Below are 18,700 nucleotides of genomic sequence, written 5' to 3'. Positions count from 1 at the left end.
AAGCATCCTTCTTTCTTTTATAGTAATGCTTCACGGATAGAATGGCAAAGGAATCCTGCACAGGTAGCGAAAGCTTCGCCGGTGGTGCAGTAACCAGTCACTTCATCAACGCTTTCGCAGGCGATGCCATTGTCCATAGAGATTTTTTCCAAAATGGCGCGGCAATGTTCTACGCGCCCGCACAGCAAGCTATTAGCTAAACTTAAGATCCAGGGGTGAGGTGCGTGTGGACACCCGATTTCGTTGATTGGACTGTTAGCAAAGCTGTATTTGTATTCCGGTGAACGAATCATTGCAACGGTATTGCTGTATATCTCATCAGTGGGACTGCAAAAGTCGAAGAAGGGAAGCAGCTGTAGACTTCCCGGCGGCTCGTCGTAAACATCGTGACTGCCGTTCAAATCAATAGACCATCCGAAATAAGGTTTCCCCTCTGCGTCCTTTTGGACACAATGCGTCATGATGGCAGCTTTGATTTCATCGGCGGTTTTTTCCAGATGTGCATATTGGGGTGCTAGTTGGGCCAAATCTTTAAGTGCTTTCCACACAAGCACATTATCGTATGTAATATAGGGATAAACGTGCTCATCATCTGTTGGCTGCAGGAAAGTATCATACAATCTGCAAGATGCGGCTTCATGCTGCCGCAGACGATTCAAAATGAGGCTTATGCCTTGAACAATATCGGAATCACTCAAAATGGATTTGTCGTCAGTTTTGTTAATGTAGCGTTCGAGCGCCAGAAGAGGGGCAACGAGTTCGTCCAGCTCAAAGCCAGGCTCCAAAACAGTGCCATCAATGTATCGTGAATGGATGCCAAAGTTTCGGCGCTGTCGGCCGAATACATAGGAAAGCATTTCTTTGGCACGTTTGGGATCGGCGTCCAAAATAGCCGGGAAACTCCAAAGCAGACTGTCACGATCCCAATAAGCGGCACTTACATAGTAGCGGGGGCTTCTGCTGGTAACGAGCACCAACTCTTCGGTGTCAAGTGTAATGCCGGTTGAGAAGAACATACAGAAGAACAGATTCGTATTGTAGAGTTGTGTGAGCTTTGCATCGCCATTAAAGGTGACACGACGCTCTTGAAGCCAAGCCCTTGTTTTTGTGAGTTCCGCATCGAAAGTCTGCCGGAGCATCTCTTTGGCGCTTGTTGCGGCAGCAACTTCCTCGAAACCGAGACCCCAATAAAATACGACCGAGGCTGTTCCATCGGCAGCAATTGTACAGTGATGGGATAAATCGTAGGTAATACTGCCATCATCGGAACAGGTAAAAGAAGAATCTGTTTGTGCATCGGCCATAGGGGCAAAGGCAAACATCGGGAATCCTGCATGATATTCGAAAATCAAACTGCTGTTCCAGCCACTGCGGAAACAAGTTGCTTTACCACTTAACGGCTTGTCCTCGTTTACACAGTGCCAAGAGGAGGCCCAGCATCCATTTAACCCTATAACAACATCTTGTGCGCTTTCAGAAGTATTATGAACCGTCATCTGAATTGCAAAACCGCGTTCATCAATAGGAGGCACGTAAAGGGTTTTGAGTTCAAGGCTGCCAAGCTGTGCAGTAGACTGGGGCAGCCAATCATCAAGCCGGGTCCACGCAAGATGAGCCGAAGAGAGGGAACCGACGCCATCTAAATGAACATAAGGCTGAATCAAAGGTGTGGATTCGCTCCCGCGAATATCTATAAGCCCTTTTGCAGCCATATATAGGAATGTTATGTCCTCTATCCCGCCCGTTCGTTCGTTGATGCGGGGCAAAGAAACGAAATCATTGCCAGTTGGCAGATACTTGTCCATAGTGAATCCCCTTATAAAGTGAAATAAGTATACAAATAAGATTAAGCGATTAACCTTGTTGCTATCATCAATATAACAGGAATGTTCAGCATAGTCAACAATATTTTTTTATAAATAGCAGGTTAATTTAATTAACTGTTGACATTTTGCTACCGGCGTGGTATTGTAATGCCAGAGAAATGAGTTAAACGCTTAAACTAAATCCGTAAGATTGGTGGAGTCGATATGGCAAGACGCGCAACACTAAAAGATGTGGCAGAGCGTGCCCAAGTCAGTACGGCTACGGTGTCTTATGTTTTGAATGACAAGAAATCAATCTCCGAGCAGACCAAGACTCGTGTGTACGATGCGATTCGGGATTTGAATTATGTTCCCGATCTCAGTGCGCGAAGCCTGTCCAGTAGAGATTCAAAGCTGATTGGAATTGTCATTCCACAGACCGAGCCCGGCAGCAAACTGATGCTGCAAAATGATTTTTACAGTGAAATTGTTGGCAGCATTGAGTATCACGCAAGACAGCATGGCTATCATGTGATTATTTCAGCCACGGATGTAAATGAAAGCTACTTGACTTTGGCTAAAGAGAGAAACCTTGACGGAATTATTGTTATCGGTATGTACCCGGATGACTTTTACCGTCAAATGAAGAAAACACAAATCCCCATTGTATTGATTGACAGCTACTGTAACGATCATTATTACCATAGCATACGAATTGATGATGCCTATGGAAGTTATCTGGCTACCAATCATGTGATTGGATATGGGCATAAAAAAATTGCTTTTTTCTGCGGTCAAATCAAAGAAAACGGTGTCATAAAGAAAAGACTCTGCGGCTACCAACAGGCACTGGAAGAAGCCGGAATCCCATATGATCCCACGCTTGTTTACGAAGGCAAAGTTGATTACGATAGTGGCATCGAGCTTGCACGTAAACTGTGCAATGAAAATAAGGATGTCACAGCAGTAGTTGCTACCGCAGATATCTTAGCTATTGGAGCTATGAAGGGGTTCTACGAACAGGGAGTTTCGGTTCCCAATAATATTTCTATCGTTGGATTTGACGATTTGGAGATTTCTAAATACCTGACACCAGGGCTGACGACGGTTCGCCAAGAAATCTCTCAAAAAGGTGAAAAGGCAGTTGAACTGCTTTTAGATAACATTCAAGACGCGGATATGACAAAGCGAGAGGTTATTATTCCGGTTAGCCTTTCTCGCCGGGAATCCGTTCGAGATATGAGAGGGGAGGAATAAAAAAGGACTGCACCAACCGTCCAAAGTCTGTGCAGCCCAAATCCAAAGAGCGTCTTATTGCTCTTCTATAATAAGTGTAAGCGAAGAAGAGCAAAAAATCAAGTGTTCCACTACTTATACAAGGAGGAAAAACAATGAAAAAGGCAATTTCTTACATGGCATGCTCGATGGCCGCAATGCTTGCACTCAGTGCCTGCGGTTCGGCAGCCTCGTCTACAAGTACCGTGGCAAGCTCTTCTGATGCAGCTTCTACGGAAAGCACGGCAGCATCGGAGGCTTCTAATGAGCCTGTGACAATCACGTTTGCACAGTACTCCGGGTCCGGAGACAACGAGCAGTATCTGCAACAGATGGTTGACAACTATATGAAAGAAAACCCCAATGTCACCATCGACCTGCAGACCTATGGCTATGACGACTACTTTACGCAGATGACGGCGAAGGTTTCCGGCGGCCAGGCTCCCGATGTTTTTGAACTGGATTACCAGAATTTCGTCTCCTACGCAAAGAAGGGCGCATTGATGCCGCTGGATGACATCCTGACCAAAGACGGCATCGACACCTCTATCTACAACGATATGGCCCTGAAAGCGTTCAGCGCTGACGGCGTACAGTATGGCGTTCCTGATAGCTTCTCGAATGTTGTGCTGATTTACAACAAGGATCTGTTTGATCAGGCCGGCATTGACTATCCCACGGACGACTGGAAGTGGGAGGATGCAATGGCTGCGGCGGAGAAAATCCGTGCGCTGGGTGATAATATCTTTGGCTATTATCATCCCATTTCCTTCAACGAGTTCTATAAGACCGTTAAGCAGAACGGCGGCAGCCTTTTCAATGATGACTTTACGGAGTTCACGATGGATACCCCGGAAAACATTGAAACGCTGCAGTACATGGTTGACATGCAGCAGAAAACCAATGTTATGCCCACCGAGGAGCAGATGGCAGGCATGGGTGACTGGGACCTGTTTGAGTCTGGCCGCCTTGGCATGATTGTGACGGGTATTTGGGCATTCCCCGAATATACGAACAATTGCGACTTCGATTGGGATATCGTTGTTGAACCTGGTCACACTCAGAAGGCTACACACTTCTTCTCCAACGGTTACGTCGTTTCCAAAGATTCTCAGGTTGCTGATGAAGCCGTTAAGTTCATCACCTACATTTCCTCCAACCGTGAAGCAACGCAGATCCGCCTGGACGCAGGCTGGGAGCTGCCTCCGGTTCAGGACGAGGATATCATCGCTCAGTACAAAGAAAAGACTCCTCCGGCAAATCGCGAAGCGGTCTTTAAGAGCCTTGATTACCTTGTGACTCCTCCTGTTATCACCCAGTATGCAGAGCTGCAGGACATCGTTGGTCAGCATTTGAGCGCTGCGGCCGCCGGCACTGTCACCCCGGAGCAGGCGCTGAAGGATATGCAGGCTGAGTGCGAACAGAAAATCGATTTGACCAAGTAAATAGTTTGACGGGGGCAGGCGGGAGCCTGTCCCCGTATTTTTATCGGAGGGTTTATAGAATATGAAAAATTCCCGATTGGCAAGCTGGAAAACAGCATTACCATTTTTGCTTCCAAGTTTGGCTGGTTTTGTTGTGTTCAGTATCATCCCAATGATTATGCAAATTTTTGTCAGCCTGACCAGTTGGGATGGATTGAGCGAACTGACATTGTTCAGTGATTTTAGCGGATTCATGGATCGATTCTACGTAGGGATCGAGAACTATAAGGAAATTCTCACATCAAAAGAGTTTTATCAGGTGATTGGAAACACGCTGGAATTTGTGATCCTCTACATTCCTTTGATGCTTATTGCCTCCATGATTGTGGCGCTCATTTTGAACAGTCATGTAAAGGGTGTTGGAATTTTCCGCGTTCTTTACTATATCCCGGTTATCACCTCATGGGTTGCGGGCGCATTGATTTGGAAATGGGTTCTTAGTCCTGAGTATGGTGCTATTAACAATATTCTGGCCTTGTTCGGAATTGAGGGGCCCTCGTGGCTTCAAAGCTCAAAGTGGGCAATGCCAGCAATCGTTCTTGCCTCGGTCTGGAAGGATATGGGGTACTTTGGCCTTATGCTGATGTCTGGCCTTCAGGGAATCAATCAGGAATACTACGATGCGGCGGCAATCGACGGTGCCGGCAAAATCAAACAGTTTACAAGAATTACATTGCCATTGCTGACTCCTACGCTTTTCTTTGTCTTGATTATCAGCTTGATTAACTCCTTCCAGCTGTTTACGCAGATTATGATCATGACCCCCGATGGTGGCCCGCTTGGCTCGACAATGGTGATGGTTGAACGCATTTATAAGTGCGGCTTCCGTTACTATGAAATGGGTACGGCTGCCGCATATAGCTGGATTCTGTTTGCGATTTTGCTGCTTCTGACAATGGTTCAGATGAAACTTCAGAACAAGTGGGTGAACTACGATGACTAACGCTAAAACATCTTCTTTGACAGGGCTGAAACAAAGACGAATCATTGGAAAAGTGGCATTTTATGTACTGGGATTGTTGGTGGCCATAATTGTCTGCATCCCGTTTTATTGGATGATTATCACCAGCTTAAAAGGCCGCGGCGCTATTATGAGCATTCCCGTGGAGTGGATCCCAAAAGAACCGACACTTGATGCATACAAAAAACTTTTTGCTATGCCGGAATTTGTGGGCTCTATCTTCAACAGCTTTTACGTGTCTGTTCTTTGCACGGCAGTGCGCCTTCTGTGTGCCGCGATGGCTGCATTTGCACTGACAAAAATTCCGTTCAAGGGGCGTAATGCGGTCTTTGGCATTTATGTTACGGCGCTGATGATTCCGTCGCAGATCACTTTTATTCCGCTGTTCATTATTATGACGAATATGCACCTTACCAATAGCTTAAATGCGTTTATGCTGTTGCAGCTGTTTAATGCCTTTGCCATTTTTATGATGCGGCAGAAAATGATGACGATCAACGATGCCTATATTGAAGCCGCTGTTATTGATGGCGCGAGCATGTGGCGCATTTTTTTCAAAATCATACTGCCCATGAGCGGCAGCGCTATGGCAACGCTGGCAATCCTTGCATTTATGGACATGTGGAATGATTACCTACTGCCGTTGGTTTTGCTGAGCGAAAGAAGCAAATTTACGCTTCCACTGCTGCTGAGCACGTTGTCCGGCCAGTACAAGAATCAGTACAACCTGACAATGGCAGGCGCACTGATTTCGATTATTCCGATTCTGATCGTTTATATTTTTGCGCAGAAGTATTTCAAAGAAGGCCTTACGGTTGGCGGCGTGAAAGGATAAAAGCATATGATTGAGTGGGAGCCTAATAAGAACGATGCCAATCTGAACATGCCAGTAGACGGTCAGGTGGCTTCTATATGCTGGAATGAACAGACAAAACTGCTCACCATGAGTCTTGCGTATTCAGCAGTTTATGGAATGGGTGAACGGTATAATGGACTCAACCAGAATGACCGCATCGTGAAAATCGAGGTGGAAGAAAAGTTCTGTAATCAAGGGGATAAAAGCTATTGTCCCTCGCCGTTCTTTTTCACGGATACAGGGTTCTCTTTCTGTACATTGTCTGGTGGCACATTGATATTCGATTTCACACAGAAAAACGTCATAACGGTTCATGCGCCCGGCAATTGTAAGTTTATATTCAACGCAGGGACGCCTGAAAAACTAATTTCTGAGTATATGTCTTTGTCCGGGCCTGCGATTCTTCCGCCTGACTGGGTCTTCGGGCCGTGGATCTCTGCAAACCATTGGAATACGCAAAAGGAAACGGAAAAGCAGATTGAACTTCTGAAGAAGTATCAATTCCCGGCTACCGTGCTGGTTCTTGAAGCATGGAGCGATGAAGCAACCTTTTACATTTTTAATGGTGCCAAATATAAGGAAAAGCCGAACGGGGGGCCTTTTGCAGTAGGTGACTTTGACTATTCGGAAAGCGCCTATTGGCCGAACCCACAAGAAATGATTGAAAAGCTGCATAAGGCAGGACTTCATCTGGTGCTCTGGCAGGTCCCGGTGTATAAGCAGCAAGGCGATGATGAAATCAGAAATCATCAGAATGATTTGGATCGGGAGGATGCAGTAAAACGCTCCCTGTGTATTCATAACTTGGATGGGACACCCTATAAGATTCCGGAAGGACATTGGTTCCCCGGCTCGATGATCCCTGATTTTACAAATCCTGAAACTTGCAAAACATGGTTCGGGAAAAGACAGTACCTGCTTGACATGGGCGTAGATGGATTCAAAACCGATGGCGGCGAATTTGTTTGCACAGATGAAGTCTCCTTTTATGACGGCAGTACGGGCAAGGAAAGCCGCAACTACTATCCGCAGCAATACACGAAGGCATATACCAAATTTCTTGGTGATAATCATGTCCTTTTCAGCCGTGCAGGCTATATGGGACAGCATACAACACCGTGCCATTGGGGCGGGGATCAGCAGTCCACAAATGATGAACTACGGCATGTCCTTTCCGCAGGGCTTAGTGCAGCTTTAAGCGGCATTCTGTTCTGGGGATTTGATCTTGCCGGGTTTGCAGGGCCGCTTCCGACGTTGGATCTCTATCGCCGTGCAACGATGCTGGCGTGTTTTACGCCAATTATGCAATGGCATTCTGAACCCGATGGCGGTCAGTTCAAAGAATTGATGCCTGGCGGCGAGGGAAACAATGAACGCAGCCCGTGGAATATGGCAGCAGTTTATAATTCTCCTGAATTCGTGACAGAGATGCGTTTTTGGCATTGGCTCAGAATGAATTTGCAGCCCTATTTGATGGCCACTGCATTCAGGTGCGCAGCAGAGAAAGTCCCAATGATGCGTCCGCTGGTGTACGAATGGCCGCGGGACAAAGCCGCTCGCCAAGTTGAGGACGAATTCCTTCTGGGGGATGCTATCCTTGTTGCACCACTGCTGGAAGAAAACCAAACTGCAAGAGAAGTCTATCTGCCGAAGGGCGAATGGTACGCCTTTTTTACGGGAAAATGCTATCATGGCTGCCAGACAATTTCTACGACGGCAGATATGAAATTCCCTGTTTTTATCCGCAGTGGCTATGCAGTTCCTCTGCATGCTGATGGCATGGATTCACTTGGCAATCCAGTTTCTCAGAATCTTAATTCTAAACTGATTCTGCTTGTCGCTGGAGCGGCAGGCAAAAGTACTTTCACCACAAATAAGTCGGTTCTTACCTGCGAGTGGAAAAACGAAAAGGTCCGCGTGGAAGGAACTGGAGCAGAAACCGTTCAAATTCACCATTTTTGCTGACCGCAAGAGGCTTTAGCACACAGCAAGAGGCTGTTTATTTGCAGTCAAAAGGATTTGCCTATGAACGCTATTATTTTCGATTTAGATGGTGTTCTGTGCCATACAGATGAATATCACTATATGGCATGGAAGGCTATAGCTGATGAATTGCATATTCCTTTTAATAGAGAAGTCAATAACCAGCTGCGAGGCGTTTCGCGGATGGAGAGTCTCAAACTAATCCTGCGCAATTCGCCAGTCTGTTATAGCGAGCAGGAAAAATTTCTGCTTGCGGAAAAGAAAAACAATATTTACAGAGAACTGCTACAAAATATAACTTCAAAGGATTTGGCAGATGGTGCATGGACAGTTCTGGAAAAGCTGCATGCCGTCCATATCCCGATGGCTATCGGATCTTCAAGTAAGAATACACCGCTTATTGTAGAAAAGCTCGGGATTGGAAAGTTCTTTGATGTTATTGTAGATGGAAATCAAATTTCACATTCAAAACCAGATCCGGAGGTCTTTTTGCTGGCGGCAGAAAAGCTGCACCAAAAGCCAAGTGATTGCCTTGTCGTTGAAGATGCAGAGGCAGGTGTGAAAGCCGCCCTCAATGGGGGTTTTCTGGTGGCTGGAATCGGGCCAGCAAAAGATTGCCCGAACGTCAATTATCCGCTTCTATCGTTAAGTGAACTTCTTGCAGTAGAGGGCCATCCAGCCTGATGGAAAACTAAATAAAAGGTGATGATAAAAGAGCCTGCATTCTGAAGTCCAGTTGGACTTGGATGCAGGCCTCTTTTTTGTTATAAGTTATTTTTCCGTTTTGCGTTTCTTTCAAGTGATGAGCTATATGATTAGCAGTATAAGTAGGAAACTATTGATATCTTGAAATACAGAGATTATTGTACGATTCTCTTTTATAAAAAAATAAAAATAAGGGGCAAGGTTTTTGCCCCATAGCGTGATAGTCTAAAATCAGAGCCACGCCAATAGGAGGTGAGTCAGCGATAAATGCGTCAGAACGACGCCGCGAGATTATAGAGATACTCTTTTCCAGAACAGAAAAAGTGAAAATCAATGATCTGGTTGTGCGTTTTGGCACCTGTCGCAGAACGATTCGCTACGATGTGGAAATCTTGTCGCTTACATACCAGATAGGAAGCACGCCCGGTCGTCATGGTGGAATATACATTGATTCACCGATTCATTCGCAACCAAGGTATCTTACTCCGGAAGAAGCAGCGGCACTTCTCCACATGCTGTCCTACATACAGGAAGAAGATAAGACATATTTGAAATCCATCCTCCGTGATTTGGCTCGCATTGACCGTCTTTGAGGCGGCTAATGCCTGTACCTTGACAACCGAATACCCAGCATAACAAGTACGTTCCTTTCCCGGCAGGCCCCAGTGGGCGGACTGGCAAACCGGAATTGCGGTGGGAGAGAGTACAATGATACGCCAGCAGCCTCCCGCGTCAGAGGGGGTGACCGAGCCGGAGTTGTAAGCAGTAAGACTCCGGCGGAGTCAGTGAACGGGTGTGCCAACACCCTGCCTGTTGTGTTCCCGGTGTCAGGGGTGCGAGCGGCAAATGTGGCACAGTTTCTTAACTATCTACTTTTGCCGTTTAGGGCAAATCGTGGGCAGCAGGACCCCAAGCGCCTGCTGCCCATCATTTTGCTTTAAACGGGATGGAAAACAGGGGTGTAAACCAATGCAAACCTATCCAACGGGCTATGCGGAATCCCACCGTATGGCCGAGAAAACTTTCCGGGAAATCTTACCCAGGCACGGCATGGCGGTGCGTGAGGAACAAATCGCGCTTTGCCATGAAGTTTTAGATACCTTATATAATAAGGAAATTTCCCTGTGCGAAGCAGGCGTAGGCACCGGCAAAACGCTGGCTTACCTCGTGGGCTGTATCCTTTGGCAGATGCATCGCCCCGAACGGATGAAACTGCCCGTCGTTATCTCCACCTCCAGCGTCGCCTTGCAGGACGCTATCCTTACAGAGTATCTGCCCGACCTGTCCGCTATTTTGCTGGACGAGGGTATCATCACCGCACCCATCACAGCCGTTGTCCGCAAGGGCAAAGAGCGTTTTGTCTGCGATGCCCGCCTTGCCGAAAGAGCATCGCTGGTGCAGCCAAGCAGAAAACGGCAGAAGAACAGCCTGCACATTGCGGAAAATATTTTGGACATGGATCATATCCCAGAACTTTCTCGGTATGACCGCTGCCGGATCTGTGTGCCGCAGTCCTGCCCGCGCGATTGCTTTCTGCGCGAGGATTGCCGCTACCAGCAATATCTGCGAGATTCCATGAAACCCGACATCCAAATTTGCAATCACAATTATTTGCTGGCAGACGCATCGCACCGACTTGAAGATAGACCTCTGCTCCTGCGCAGCTATCAGGCACTAGTAGTGGACGAGGCGCACAAATTACCCGATGCCGCCCGCCAGATGTACACAGAAACCTTATCCCCGCACAACATGGATGAATTGTGCCTTTTATTACAACAGGCGCACTACAAGGATTTTGGCAGACAGCTGCGGACGGCGTTCCTTACGCTGTCGTTCTCCTGCACGCAGGGGCTTTCCAAGCTGCGAAGAAAAGTGAGTGAACCGTTCGTGCTTACACCGTTCCGCCGCGCTGCGCTCATCGACTGTACAGCACTGTTGCAAAATGCTGGCGGATTGCCGGATATGCCGCGATACCTGCTGAACAGGCTGGGAGAAGCCGAAAGTCTCCTGCGCCTTTTTCTTTTGGAGGTGCCGACGCGCATCCTTTACATCGACTACGATGCCGATGGTCAGCCTACATTCTGCGCAGCCAGCAGCCGCGTACCGCAGCTACTCCGCAGCGCCCTATGGAATACCCGCGAACCAGCAATTCTGACCTCCGGCACATTGGCTGCAGCCGGAGATTTCAGCCACACGGAACAGCTTTTGGGGCTGGCGGCTTACCGCCCCATGCGCCATTTCCGCGCAGATTCTCCGTTTAACTACAAGAAAAAATGTCTGTTATACTTTCCACCGCGCGTAAAAACGCGAATGGACAACCGCAAAATGGCAGAAGAAATCGTCCGATTGGTGGATGCTTGCCACGGTCATGCGCTGGTGTTGTTCACAGCGTACCGCCAGATGGCAGAAGTCCGCGCGCTGACGGACGGTCAGTGGACATATCCGACCTATCAGGCGTGGCGCAATGGCGGCAAAATCATCCAGAAGTTCAAGCAATCCGGCAACGGCGTACTGTTTTCGGCGGGCTCCTGCTGGGAGGGCATTGACTTTCCCGGCGATATGGTGTCTTTGCTGATTATCGCAAAGCTGCCGTTTCCGATTCCGGACCCAGTCAGCGACTACGAACGCCGGCAGTACCCGAATCTGCGCGACTACATAAACGCCGAAGTCATCCCCGAAATGCAGAAGAAGCTGCGACAGGGTTTTGGTCGTGCCATCCGTACCGAGCAGGACTCTTGTGTGGTCGCTATTCTGGACGAACGTGCGGGCATTGGCGGCAGGTATCATGACGCCGCGCTGGCAGCACTGCCGACTTGCCCAATCACTGAGAAAATTGAAGATGTGCAGCAATTCATCCGGGAGCAGAAGCGCCCGGATTACTATTTGTGAAAGAGGGATCTGCAATGTACCTTATGCGAAACCACGATATCTGGATTTATGTGCGCTGCGCCAACAGCGATCCGCGCATTGCCTTTGACCGCATGAACGACCTCATTGACGAAGCTGCCGGACACGGCTTTCTCGTGCGCGGCACGTCCATAGACCAGTGCGGCGGCAACACCTTGAAAGACCGCATCGGCCTGCGCTCTATGTTGGACGCAGTAGAGAACGGTCGGATTGAAGCCGTGATGGTGCGCGATTTGGAGCAAATCAGCCGCAACAGCTACATACTTGTAGGAGTTATTGAAATTCTGCGTCAGAACGATGTCTACCTCATCACCACAGAATGTGACTTAAATGCCGAACTCATCAACAGCGGGTTGGAACGTTTTGTCGGTGACCGCTTCACGCGGGCATCGTTCGGCAAGCCACGCTTTGATGTTCGGCTCCCGCTTATGGATCAATTTTAAGAGGTGCGCCCATGAAAGAATACAGAGTTTGGGCGTTCGCCCGCAGCGCCGCACCGAACCTGCCCGCATTGGAAGAACAGCTTGCCGATGTTATGCGCGAGGCAGACAGGCGCGGTTACATCATCGTCAACTCCTGCATGGAGCAGAAGTACGGCACTGAATTTTGGCGTCCGGCCTTGTTCTCCATGCTCACTGCCATACAGCAGGGACGCGTCAATGCCGTCATGGTGCAGAGCCTTGACCGTTTGAGTCACGACATTACAACCTTGTACCGCATCCTGCGCTTTTTGCAGAACCACGGCGCTGTGCTGATTACGACCGAAAACAATCTGCAATATGAACTCTATCTGACAGGGTTGGAGAGTCGGATCCTGGCTCGTACCGCGCGAACCGGAAAAAGAGTGCCGTGGGAGGTGGCTGTCGATGCAGATTGACCCGTTTCCCGTAAGGCTGGAACAGGAGCTGAAATATGCACTGGCCTATGCCGCGCTGGTATCCGCTGCCGCAAACGGAAGATTGCCTAGGGACATCTGCCAGCGCGCGAATGTTGGTTATGCCCGGAAATGCGGCGTTTTGCACCGAGAAGTTTAGTGGTTCTCGTGAATAGCTTTTGACCTGCCTTTCGGGTATGTTGTATGTGATAAAAAGAATGTCACAGCGTCAAACTCGGAGGAAATAATATGCCGCAAGTCCAAGTTATCCAGCCGATACAGCAGCAGCCGAAGCGTCTTCGCGTGGCAGCTTATGCCCGTGTCAGCACGAAATCCAATGAACAGCTTCATTCCATGTCGGTGCAGACAGAATACTATGAAGACCTTATCCAGAAGAACCCGAACTGGGAGTTCGTTGGAGTGTATGCAGATGAAGGTATCTCTGGCACGAGTATCAAGCACAGAGCAGAACTAAACCGCCTTATGGAAGATTGTCGAGCGGGCATGATTGACCGTATTCTGGTGAAATCTGCATCACGCATGGCCAGGAACACGGTAGATCTGCTGACACTCGTCCGAGAACTGAAAAGCATCGGTGTAACAGTACAATTTGAAAAAGAACAGTTTGATACGGATAGCGCCACAGGGGAAATGATGCTGAGCATGATGTGCGCTATTGCACAGGAAGAATCCTTGTCTATCTCCAAAAACATGAAATGGGGTATCCGTAAAAAGATGCAGGCGGGAACCTATGTGAACTGTGCGACTCCTTTCGGATACAGGCAGCAGGATCACCAGCTGGTACTGGAAAAGAATGAGGCAGCAGTAGTCCGCTTGGTTTTTGAAAAGTACCTGAGCGGGGTGGGAATCGCAGAAATTGCACGTTACTTAAATGAAAACCATCCGAAAGAGGGTGGCTGGTGGTACACTTCCGCTGTGCGATTCATGCTTCATAACGAAGCCTATAAAGGCGATACGCTGCACCAAAAACATTACACCACGGACACATTGCCGTTCATGGTCTACCACAACGAGGGCCAGTTCCCGAAATACTGTGCCTATAAAAGCCATGTGGCAATCGTTTCGGACGAGGATTTCGACAAAGTGCAGCAACTTCTGAAAACCAAGCAGATGTCCGTGCCCAATGCCGCTCCACGAGTATTCACAAAGAAAATCTACTGTGCCGAGTGCGGCACTGTGTTTGCCCAAGCCAGCAGAGCAAATGGTGCTGTGGCTTGGGGCTGCAGAAAGCATTTGAATAAATCCAGCTTATGCCCGGTAAAGTCTGTTTACGAAACAGAACTTTGCCGGGCTTTTTTATATATGTATAACAAGCTGCAAGCAAATCGTGCAAGGATATTCCGGCCGATGGTAGACAGCCTTTTGCAGCTAAAATCGCAACAAGAACACCAGAATACCGCACGAGAATCTATTTATGCGGAAATTCAACGTCTTGCAAAACAAAATCATAATTTGGAAAGAATCCATGCACAAGGTTACATCGAGGATACCCAATACATAGAACGAAAAACCCTTATAGAACAGCAACTTGACGAGAAAAGAGTTCAGCTGTCCAGAACTTCCATCAGCAAGAATGTTGAACAAACTTTGAAAAGCACAAGGCAGATTGAGAAAATATTGGATTCCGGTCCGCCGTTGACATACTTTGATGAGCATACTTTTACTGAGATGGTCAAAAAAGTGTCGGTCAGTAATACGGCGATAGAATTTGAACTCATCAATGGTATGAAACTTTCGGAGGAACGGACGGAAAAATGAAAAAGCGATACCTGCCATTTGGCTACCAAATCACAGCCGGAAAAACAACTATAGTTCAAGAAGAAGCTGAAGCTGTGCAATATATTTTTGAGGAATACACAGCAGGGAAGTCCCTTCGAAAAATTGCGGAGAGCATGACAACGAGGAAAACGCCGTACCATGAGGACACTCAAAAATGGAATCAGAACATGGTGAGCCGCGTCCTTGCAAATGAAATTTACTGTGGCAGTGAAAAATATCCGCCTATCATTACAGAGACCCAATATCGCGTGGTAGAAAAATTTCGCCAGAGGAAAGCGCAAACATACTCTACGGTTTTACAGCCGTTTCGCCAAGATATGCAATGCGGATGCTGCGGAGAACGCCTATACTGGAGGCCTAAAACCGAACAATGGTTTTGCCGCCAATGTGGAATGTGGACGAAACCCATCCAAGAAAAAGAATTGTCTGATGCTATTACAATAAAATTAGAGTGGATTCAGAGACATTCAGAGGTTATTCGCTCACCAACAACACAGCGCAATGTCCAATCCGTAAAAGCCGCCAAACTGGCACGAGAAATTCAAACTGATTTGCTAGAAACAGAGCCTAATGCCGATGCGCTAATCGCCAAAATCTTACGCCGGGCGGAACTGGAATATGAATTCTGCTCTGCAGGAGATGCCGACCCGGCAACTATGCAAATACGAAAAGCTTGTGCCGAGTATGATCTGACAGACGGCTTTCCATATACCTTTTATAAAGAGGTCGTCAGCAAGGTTATTCTGTACCGTGACACCCACATTGAAGTCAGACTGCAAAACGGACAAATCGTGTAAAGAGGAAAAGCTGTGAATGACATGAGAATCGTTGAGATTCCCGCCTCAATGCGGGAAAGTGCCGGACGAAAAAATGCCGTGCGCAAGCTGCGGGTAGCTGCCTACTGCCGTGTTAGCACCGAGGAAGAAGAACAGCAGGGCAGTTTTGAAATCCAGAAGTTGTACTACACCGAGAAAATTGAATCAACCCCGGAGTGGGAGGTCGCGGGCATTTACGCAGATGATGGTATTTCCGGTGTGCATACAAAGAAGCGCGATGGTTTCAACCAGATGATTCAGGACTGCAAGAAGCACAGAATCGACCTTATCCTGACGAAATCTATTTCACGGTTTGCCCGCAACACGCTGGACAGCATCCAATACGTCCGAATGCTGAAACAGATGGGAATTGCGGTGGTATTTGAAAAAGAAAACATTAACACCGCCACCATGAACTCTGAGATGATCCTTACCGTACTGAGCGCCTTTGCACAGGCAGAGAGCGAGTCTATCTCCCAAAATGTTGCCCGCGGCAAGCGTATGGGATATAAGCACGGTAAATTTGCCTTCCCTTACGGCAGAATTATTGGCTACCGTAAAGGGGCAGGCGGCAAGCCGGAGATCATCCCGGAGCAGGCTGAAGTCATTCGGCTGATTTTCAACAGCTACCTGCAAGGGGACAGTCTGCAAAGCATCAAGGCAAAGCTGGAAACGGCGGGCGCGCTTACAGCCCGCGGCAACACCGCATGGTCAGCGCAAAGCATCCAGCGTATCCTGCAAAACGAGAAATACTGCGGTGATGTGCTGCTGCAAAAGACCTTTACCGAGGATGTCCTGACCGGGGTACATAAGAAAAACACCGGGCAGCTCCCGCAATATTACATTGAAAATTACCACGAGGGCATTGTCAGTAAACAGATGTTCCGAGAGGTACAAGCTGAGATTGCCCGCCGAAACAGCAAGTCAGCCGCCAACCAGCGCAAGCGCCGCCGTGGCCGCTACAACAGCAAATATGCCTTGTCCGAACGACTGTTCTGCGGTGACTGCGGCAGCCCTTACAAGCGGGTGACTTGGAACATCCACGGCAGAAAGCAAATCGTCTGGCGGTGCGTGAATCGCATCGAGTATGGCACGAAATTCTGCGGCAGCTCACCGTCCATCCCGGAAGAAGAACTGCACCGTGCAATTCTGAAAGCTGTGCAGGATTTGGCGGCGAACTTCACCGACGAGGTTGCCGCCCAGATCAATGGCATCCTGCATAGCATCCAAACCGGCGAAAGCATAAAGCCTAATTTGCAGGAGCAACTGGAGCAGACCCAACAGGAATTTGACCGCCTGCTGGAAATGTCCTTGGACTTTGATGAGGATACTCCGTTTCTGGATGATAGGCTGAAAAAGCTGAACAGCAAAATCAAGCGTCTGAAGAAAGCCATCGAGGAGACCGCCGCCCAGCAGGAAAAAGCCAGCCAGCCGGAACTACTGCTGTCAGCTAGAGACCTGCAAATCCAAGAATATGACGATGCGCTGACCGCGCGAATCATTGAGAAAATCACGGTGAGGTCTCGTAATGAAATTGAAATACGGTTCATTGGTGGATATGAGAAAGCAATGCCGCTAGAATAAGGAACCTTGAGTGAAACACATTATGAACTACCATTCGCAGAAAATTAAGAATCTGGAGTGAAACAAAACTTGATAAAAAGAACGCTTTATGGTAAGATGGAGACAAAAAGGTGTGTACACGTTTGAAGCAACATGGCGCCACATCACTGCCAAACCGGAAGAAATCCTGACGTTGTGTGAACAGTTGAAATGAGGTGATTTAATGAAAAATTTAGATCGTAATGTCACACTGCTATGTCCGCTTTGTGGTAATGATCAGTTTTTATCATTGGACGAAGAGTTTGAAGATCTACTTCACGCAGGTGACGATGCACGAGTACGTTGCTCTGATTGCGGTTCGGAATACACGAAACGAGAGTTGCTCGATAGCAATGCCGCAATAATCGATAATGCTGTAGATGAACTTGCGCAAGATGCAGTCAAAGAACTTGAAAAGGAATTAAAGAAAGCGATGAAAAAATGGAAGTTTTGATTAACACATTGAAGGAAATGGTGTCCTTCATAAAAGATTGGGGTGCGCTGATCATCGCAGGTATATCTCTGTTAGTTGCCATCATTTCGCTTTTTAAATCTTCAAAGGCACAACGTCTCCAGAACAAGGTTAATGAACTGGAACTCAAGATTAAGCAGGATGAATTGGACAAGATAACTAAAGAGAAGGAGGATGCGGAACTTGCGTGTGTCGAGGCAAGATTTATTACTGTAGGTAAAGGTAAGCACAGACTGAAAGTTTGGAATTCAGGAAATGCAACAGCCTATCATGTGTCTGCTCGATTTGATGGTGATGTTGGTATTATGATTATGGGCCAAGAAAAGCAGCCTTTTGAAGAATTAGAGGCAAGAAAAAGCTATGAATTGGTTCTCATCACACATAATGGTTCGGCATCAAAGTTTAGAATAGTCACCGAGTGGACAGATTCAAGTGGCAATCAACATACCAAAACACAAATGGGCGATTTTTCATAAATCTGATAGTGTTGGTTTTGTTTCGGATTACAAATCGTATTTGATAATTGAGAGGAGGGGCATCAATGAATCACAATGATCGAGAACACTTCTGGCAAACATTATGTTCTTTGCCCGGAAATGATATTGTGGCAGAACGAGAACAGCTTTTCAAAGCAATTAAGTATCCGAAGCTGCTTTTCCGGTATCGACCTGTCAGCACAAAGAGCTTGGATGCCCTCAGAACGAATAAGCTCTATTTTTCTTCTGCGAATTATTATGATGACCCTTTCGATACCTTTCTTCACATCGACATTGAGGCAATCCGGAAAGAGTATTTAAGTGCATTCCAGACTCCGGAAAGTACAGAAGCTGTTGTGGATGGTGTTAAGTCATTGCTTGGGAATATTCTCTCTGAGGAGCAAGCAGCGCAGTTTACGGTTGAGAATGTGACAAACGCGCTTTCTCACGGGCTTACCGAAAGCTTTCTGAATGCAGCGCTTTCACTCCGTGATGAAGTTAAAAAGGATACGTGGTCAGTTTGTTTCTCCGAAAATGGGTTTAATGAGGTTCTGTGGCTGAAATATGCAGATCAGCACAGAGGTTTTGTGCAAATCTACGACCTTGAAAACAATGACAACTTCTTATGCGGTAAGCAGTCCTGCAAATAAAAGTCAATAGGTTTTGCAGAGAAAGTCCAAAAAAA

17 protein-coding genes are annotated in these 18,700 nt (G+C 47.5%); 16 read left to right on the top strand and 1 reads right to left on the bottom strand.

The window, feature by feature from the left end; genetic code table 11:
• Positions 1 to 17: 17 nt before the first annotated feature.
• The gene (locus tag NE623_RS13475) at positions 18 to 1,805 is read right to left on the bottom strand and encodes a glycoside hydrolase family 125 protein (protein ID WP_256273228.1); all 1,788 of its coding nucleotides are present in this window, start codon (positions 1,803 to 1,805) and stop codon (positions 18 to 20) included.
• 225 nt (positions 1,806 to 2,030) lie between these two features.
• Between NE623_RS13475 and NE623_RS13470 the strand changes: the two genes are divergently transcribed.
• From NE623_RS13470 to NE623_RS13400, 16 genes are all read left to right on the top strand, one after another.
• The gene (locus tag NE623_RS13470; protein WP_256273229.1) at positions 2,031 to 3,062 is read left to right on the top strand and encodes a LacI family DNA-binding transcriptional regulator; all 1,032 of its coding nucleotides are present in this window, start codon (positions 2,031 to 2,033) and stop codon (positions 3,060 to 3,062) included.
• Between the two features lie 134 nt (positions 3,063 to 3,196).
• Positions 3,197 to 4,525: an ABC transporter substrate-binding protein gene (locus tag NE623_RS13465; RefSeq protein ID WP_256273230.1), complete on the top strand. Its 1,329-nt coding sequence runs from the start codon at positions 3,197 to 3,199 to the stop codon at positions 4,523 to 4,525.
• 61 nt (positions 4,526 to 4,586) lie between these two features.
• Positions 4,587 to 5,507: a carbohydrate ABC transporter permease gene (locus NE623_RS13460; protein ID WP_078783917.1), complete on the top strand. Its 921-nt coding sequence runs from the start codon at positions 4,587 to 4,589 to the stop codon at positions 5,505 to 5,507.
• Complete coding sequence (locus NE623_RS13455) at positions 5,500 to 6,360, top strand: carbohydrate ABC transporter permease (RefSeq protein ID WP_256273231.1); 861 nt, start codon at positions 5,500 to 5,502, stop codon at positions 6,358 to 6,360. The genes NE623_RS13460 and NE623_RS13455 overlap by 8 nt, the downstream gene beginning before the upstream one ends.
• 6 nt (positions 6,361 to 6,366) lie before the next feature.
• A complete protein-coding gene (locus NE623_RS13450; RefSeq protein ID WP_256273232.1) occupies positions 6,367 to 8,346 on the top strand; it encodes a glycoside hydrolase family 31 protein in 1,980 nt (659 codons plus the stop codon).
• Between the two features lie 60 nt (positions 8,347 to 8,406).
• Positions 8,407 to 9,048: a beta-phosphoglucomutase gene (gene pgmB, locus NE623_RS13445; protein WP_256273233.1), complete on the top strand. Its 642-nt coding sequence runs from the start codon at positions 8,407 to 8,409 to the stop codon at positions 9,046 to 9,048.
• A 251-nt stretch (positions 9,049 to 9,299) separates the two neighbouring features.
• A complete protein-coding gene (locus NE623_RS14945; RefSeq protein ID WP_078783913.1) occupies positions 9,300 to 9,662 on the top strand; it encodes an HTH domain-containing protein in 363 nt (120 codons plus the stop codon).
• A 376-nt stretch (positions 9,663 to 10,038) separates the two neighbouring features.
• Positions 10,039 to 11,958 (top strand): ATP-dependent DNA helicase, encoded by a 1,920-nt coding sequence (locus NE623_RS13440; protein ID WP_256273234.1) that lies wholly within the window; start codon positions 10,039 to 10,041, stop codon positions 11,956 to 11,958.
• A gap of 14 nt (positions 11,959 to 11,972) precedes the next feature.
• A complete protein-coding gene (locus NE623_RS13435; protein ID WP_256273235.1) occupies positions 11,973 to 12,419 on the top strand; it encodes a recombinase family protein in 447 nt (148 codons plus the stop codon).
• 11 nt (positions 12,420 to 12,430) lie between these two features.
• Complete coding sequence (locus tag NE623_RS13430) at positions 12,431 to 12,853, top strand: recombinase family protein (protein ID WP_256273236.1); 423 nt, start codon at positions 12,431 to 12,433, stop codon at positions 12,851 to 12,853.
• A 246-nt stretch (positions 12,854 to 13,099) separates the two neighbouring features.
• Positions 13,100 to 14,629, top strand: coding sequence for a recombinase family protein (locus tag NE623_RS13425; RefSeq protein ID WP_256273237.1), 1,530 nt, complete (start codon positions 13,100 to 13,102; stop codon positions 14,627 to 14,629).
• A complete protein-coding gene (locus NE623_RS13420) occupies positions 14,626 to 15,447 on the top strand; it encodes a recombinase family protein (RefSeq protein ID WP_256273238.1) in 822 nt (273 codons plus the stop codon). The genes NE623_RS13425 and NE623_RS13420 overlap by 4 nt, the downstream gene beginning before the upstream one ends.
• Before the next feature lie 21 nt (positions 15,448 to 15,468).
• Complete coding sequence (locus NE623_RS13415) at positions 15,469 to 17,049, top strand: recombinase family protein (protein WP_256273244.1); 1,581 nt, start codon at positions 15,469 to 15,471, stop codon at positions 17,047 to 17,049.
• Positions 17,050 to 17,251: 202 nt separating this feature from the next.
• Positions 17,252 to 17,521 carry an ECs_2282 family putative zinc-binding protein gene (locus tag NE623_RS13410; protein ID WP_256273239.1) on the top strand — a complete coding sequence of 90 codons (270 nt, stop codon included), beginning with the start codon at positions 17,252 to 17,254 and terminating at the stop codon, positions 17,519 to 17,521.
• Positions 17,509 to 18,015 (top strand): hypothetical protein, encoded by a 507-nt coding sequence (locus NE623_RS13405; protein WP_256273240.1) that lies wholly within the window; start codon positions 17,509 to 17,511, stop codon positions 18,013 to 18,015. Before NE623_RS13410 ends, NE623_RS13405 begins: the two co-directional genes overlap by 13 nt.
• A 65-nt stretch (positions 18,016 to 18,080) precedes the next feature.
• Positions 18,081 to 18,665 (top strand): hypothetical protein, encoded by a 585-nt coding sequence (locus tag NE623_RS13400; protein WP_256273241.1) that lies wholly within the window; start codon positions 18,081 to 18,083, stop codon positions 18,663 to 18,665.
• Positions 18,666 to 18,700: the final 35 nt, after the last annotated feature.

Source organism: Gemmiger formicilis (assembly GCF_024462815.1).
Lineage (GTDB): Bacteria > Bacillota > Clostridia > Oscillospirales > Ruminococcaceae > Gemmiger.
The sequence above is the reverse complement of the archived record's forward strand: the minus strand, read 5'-3'. Positions and strand labels throughout refer to the sequence as shown.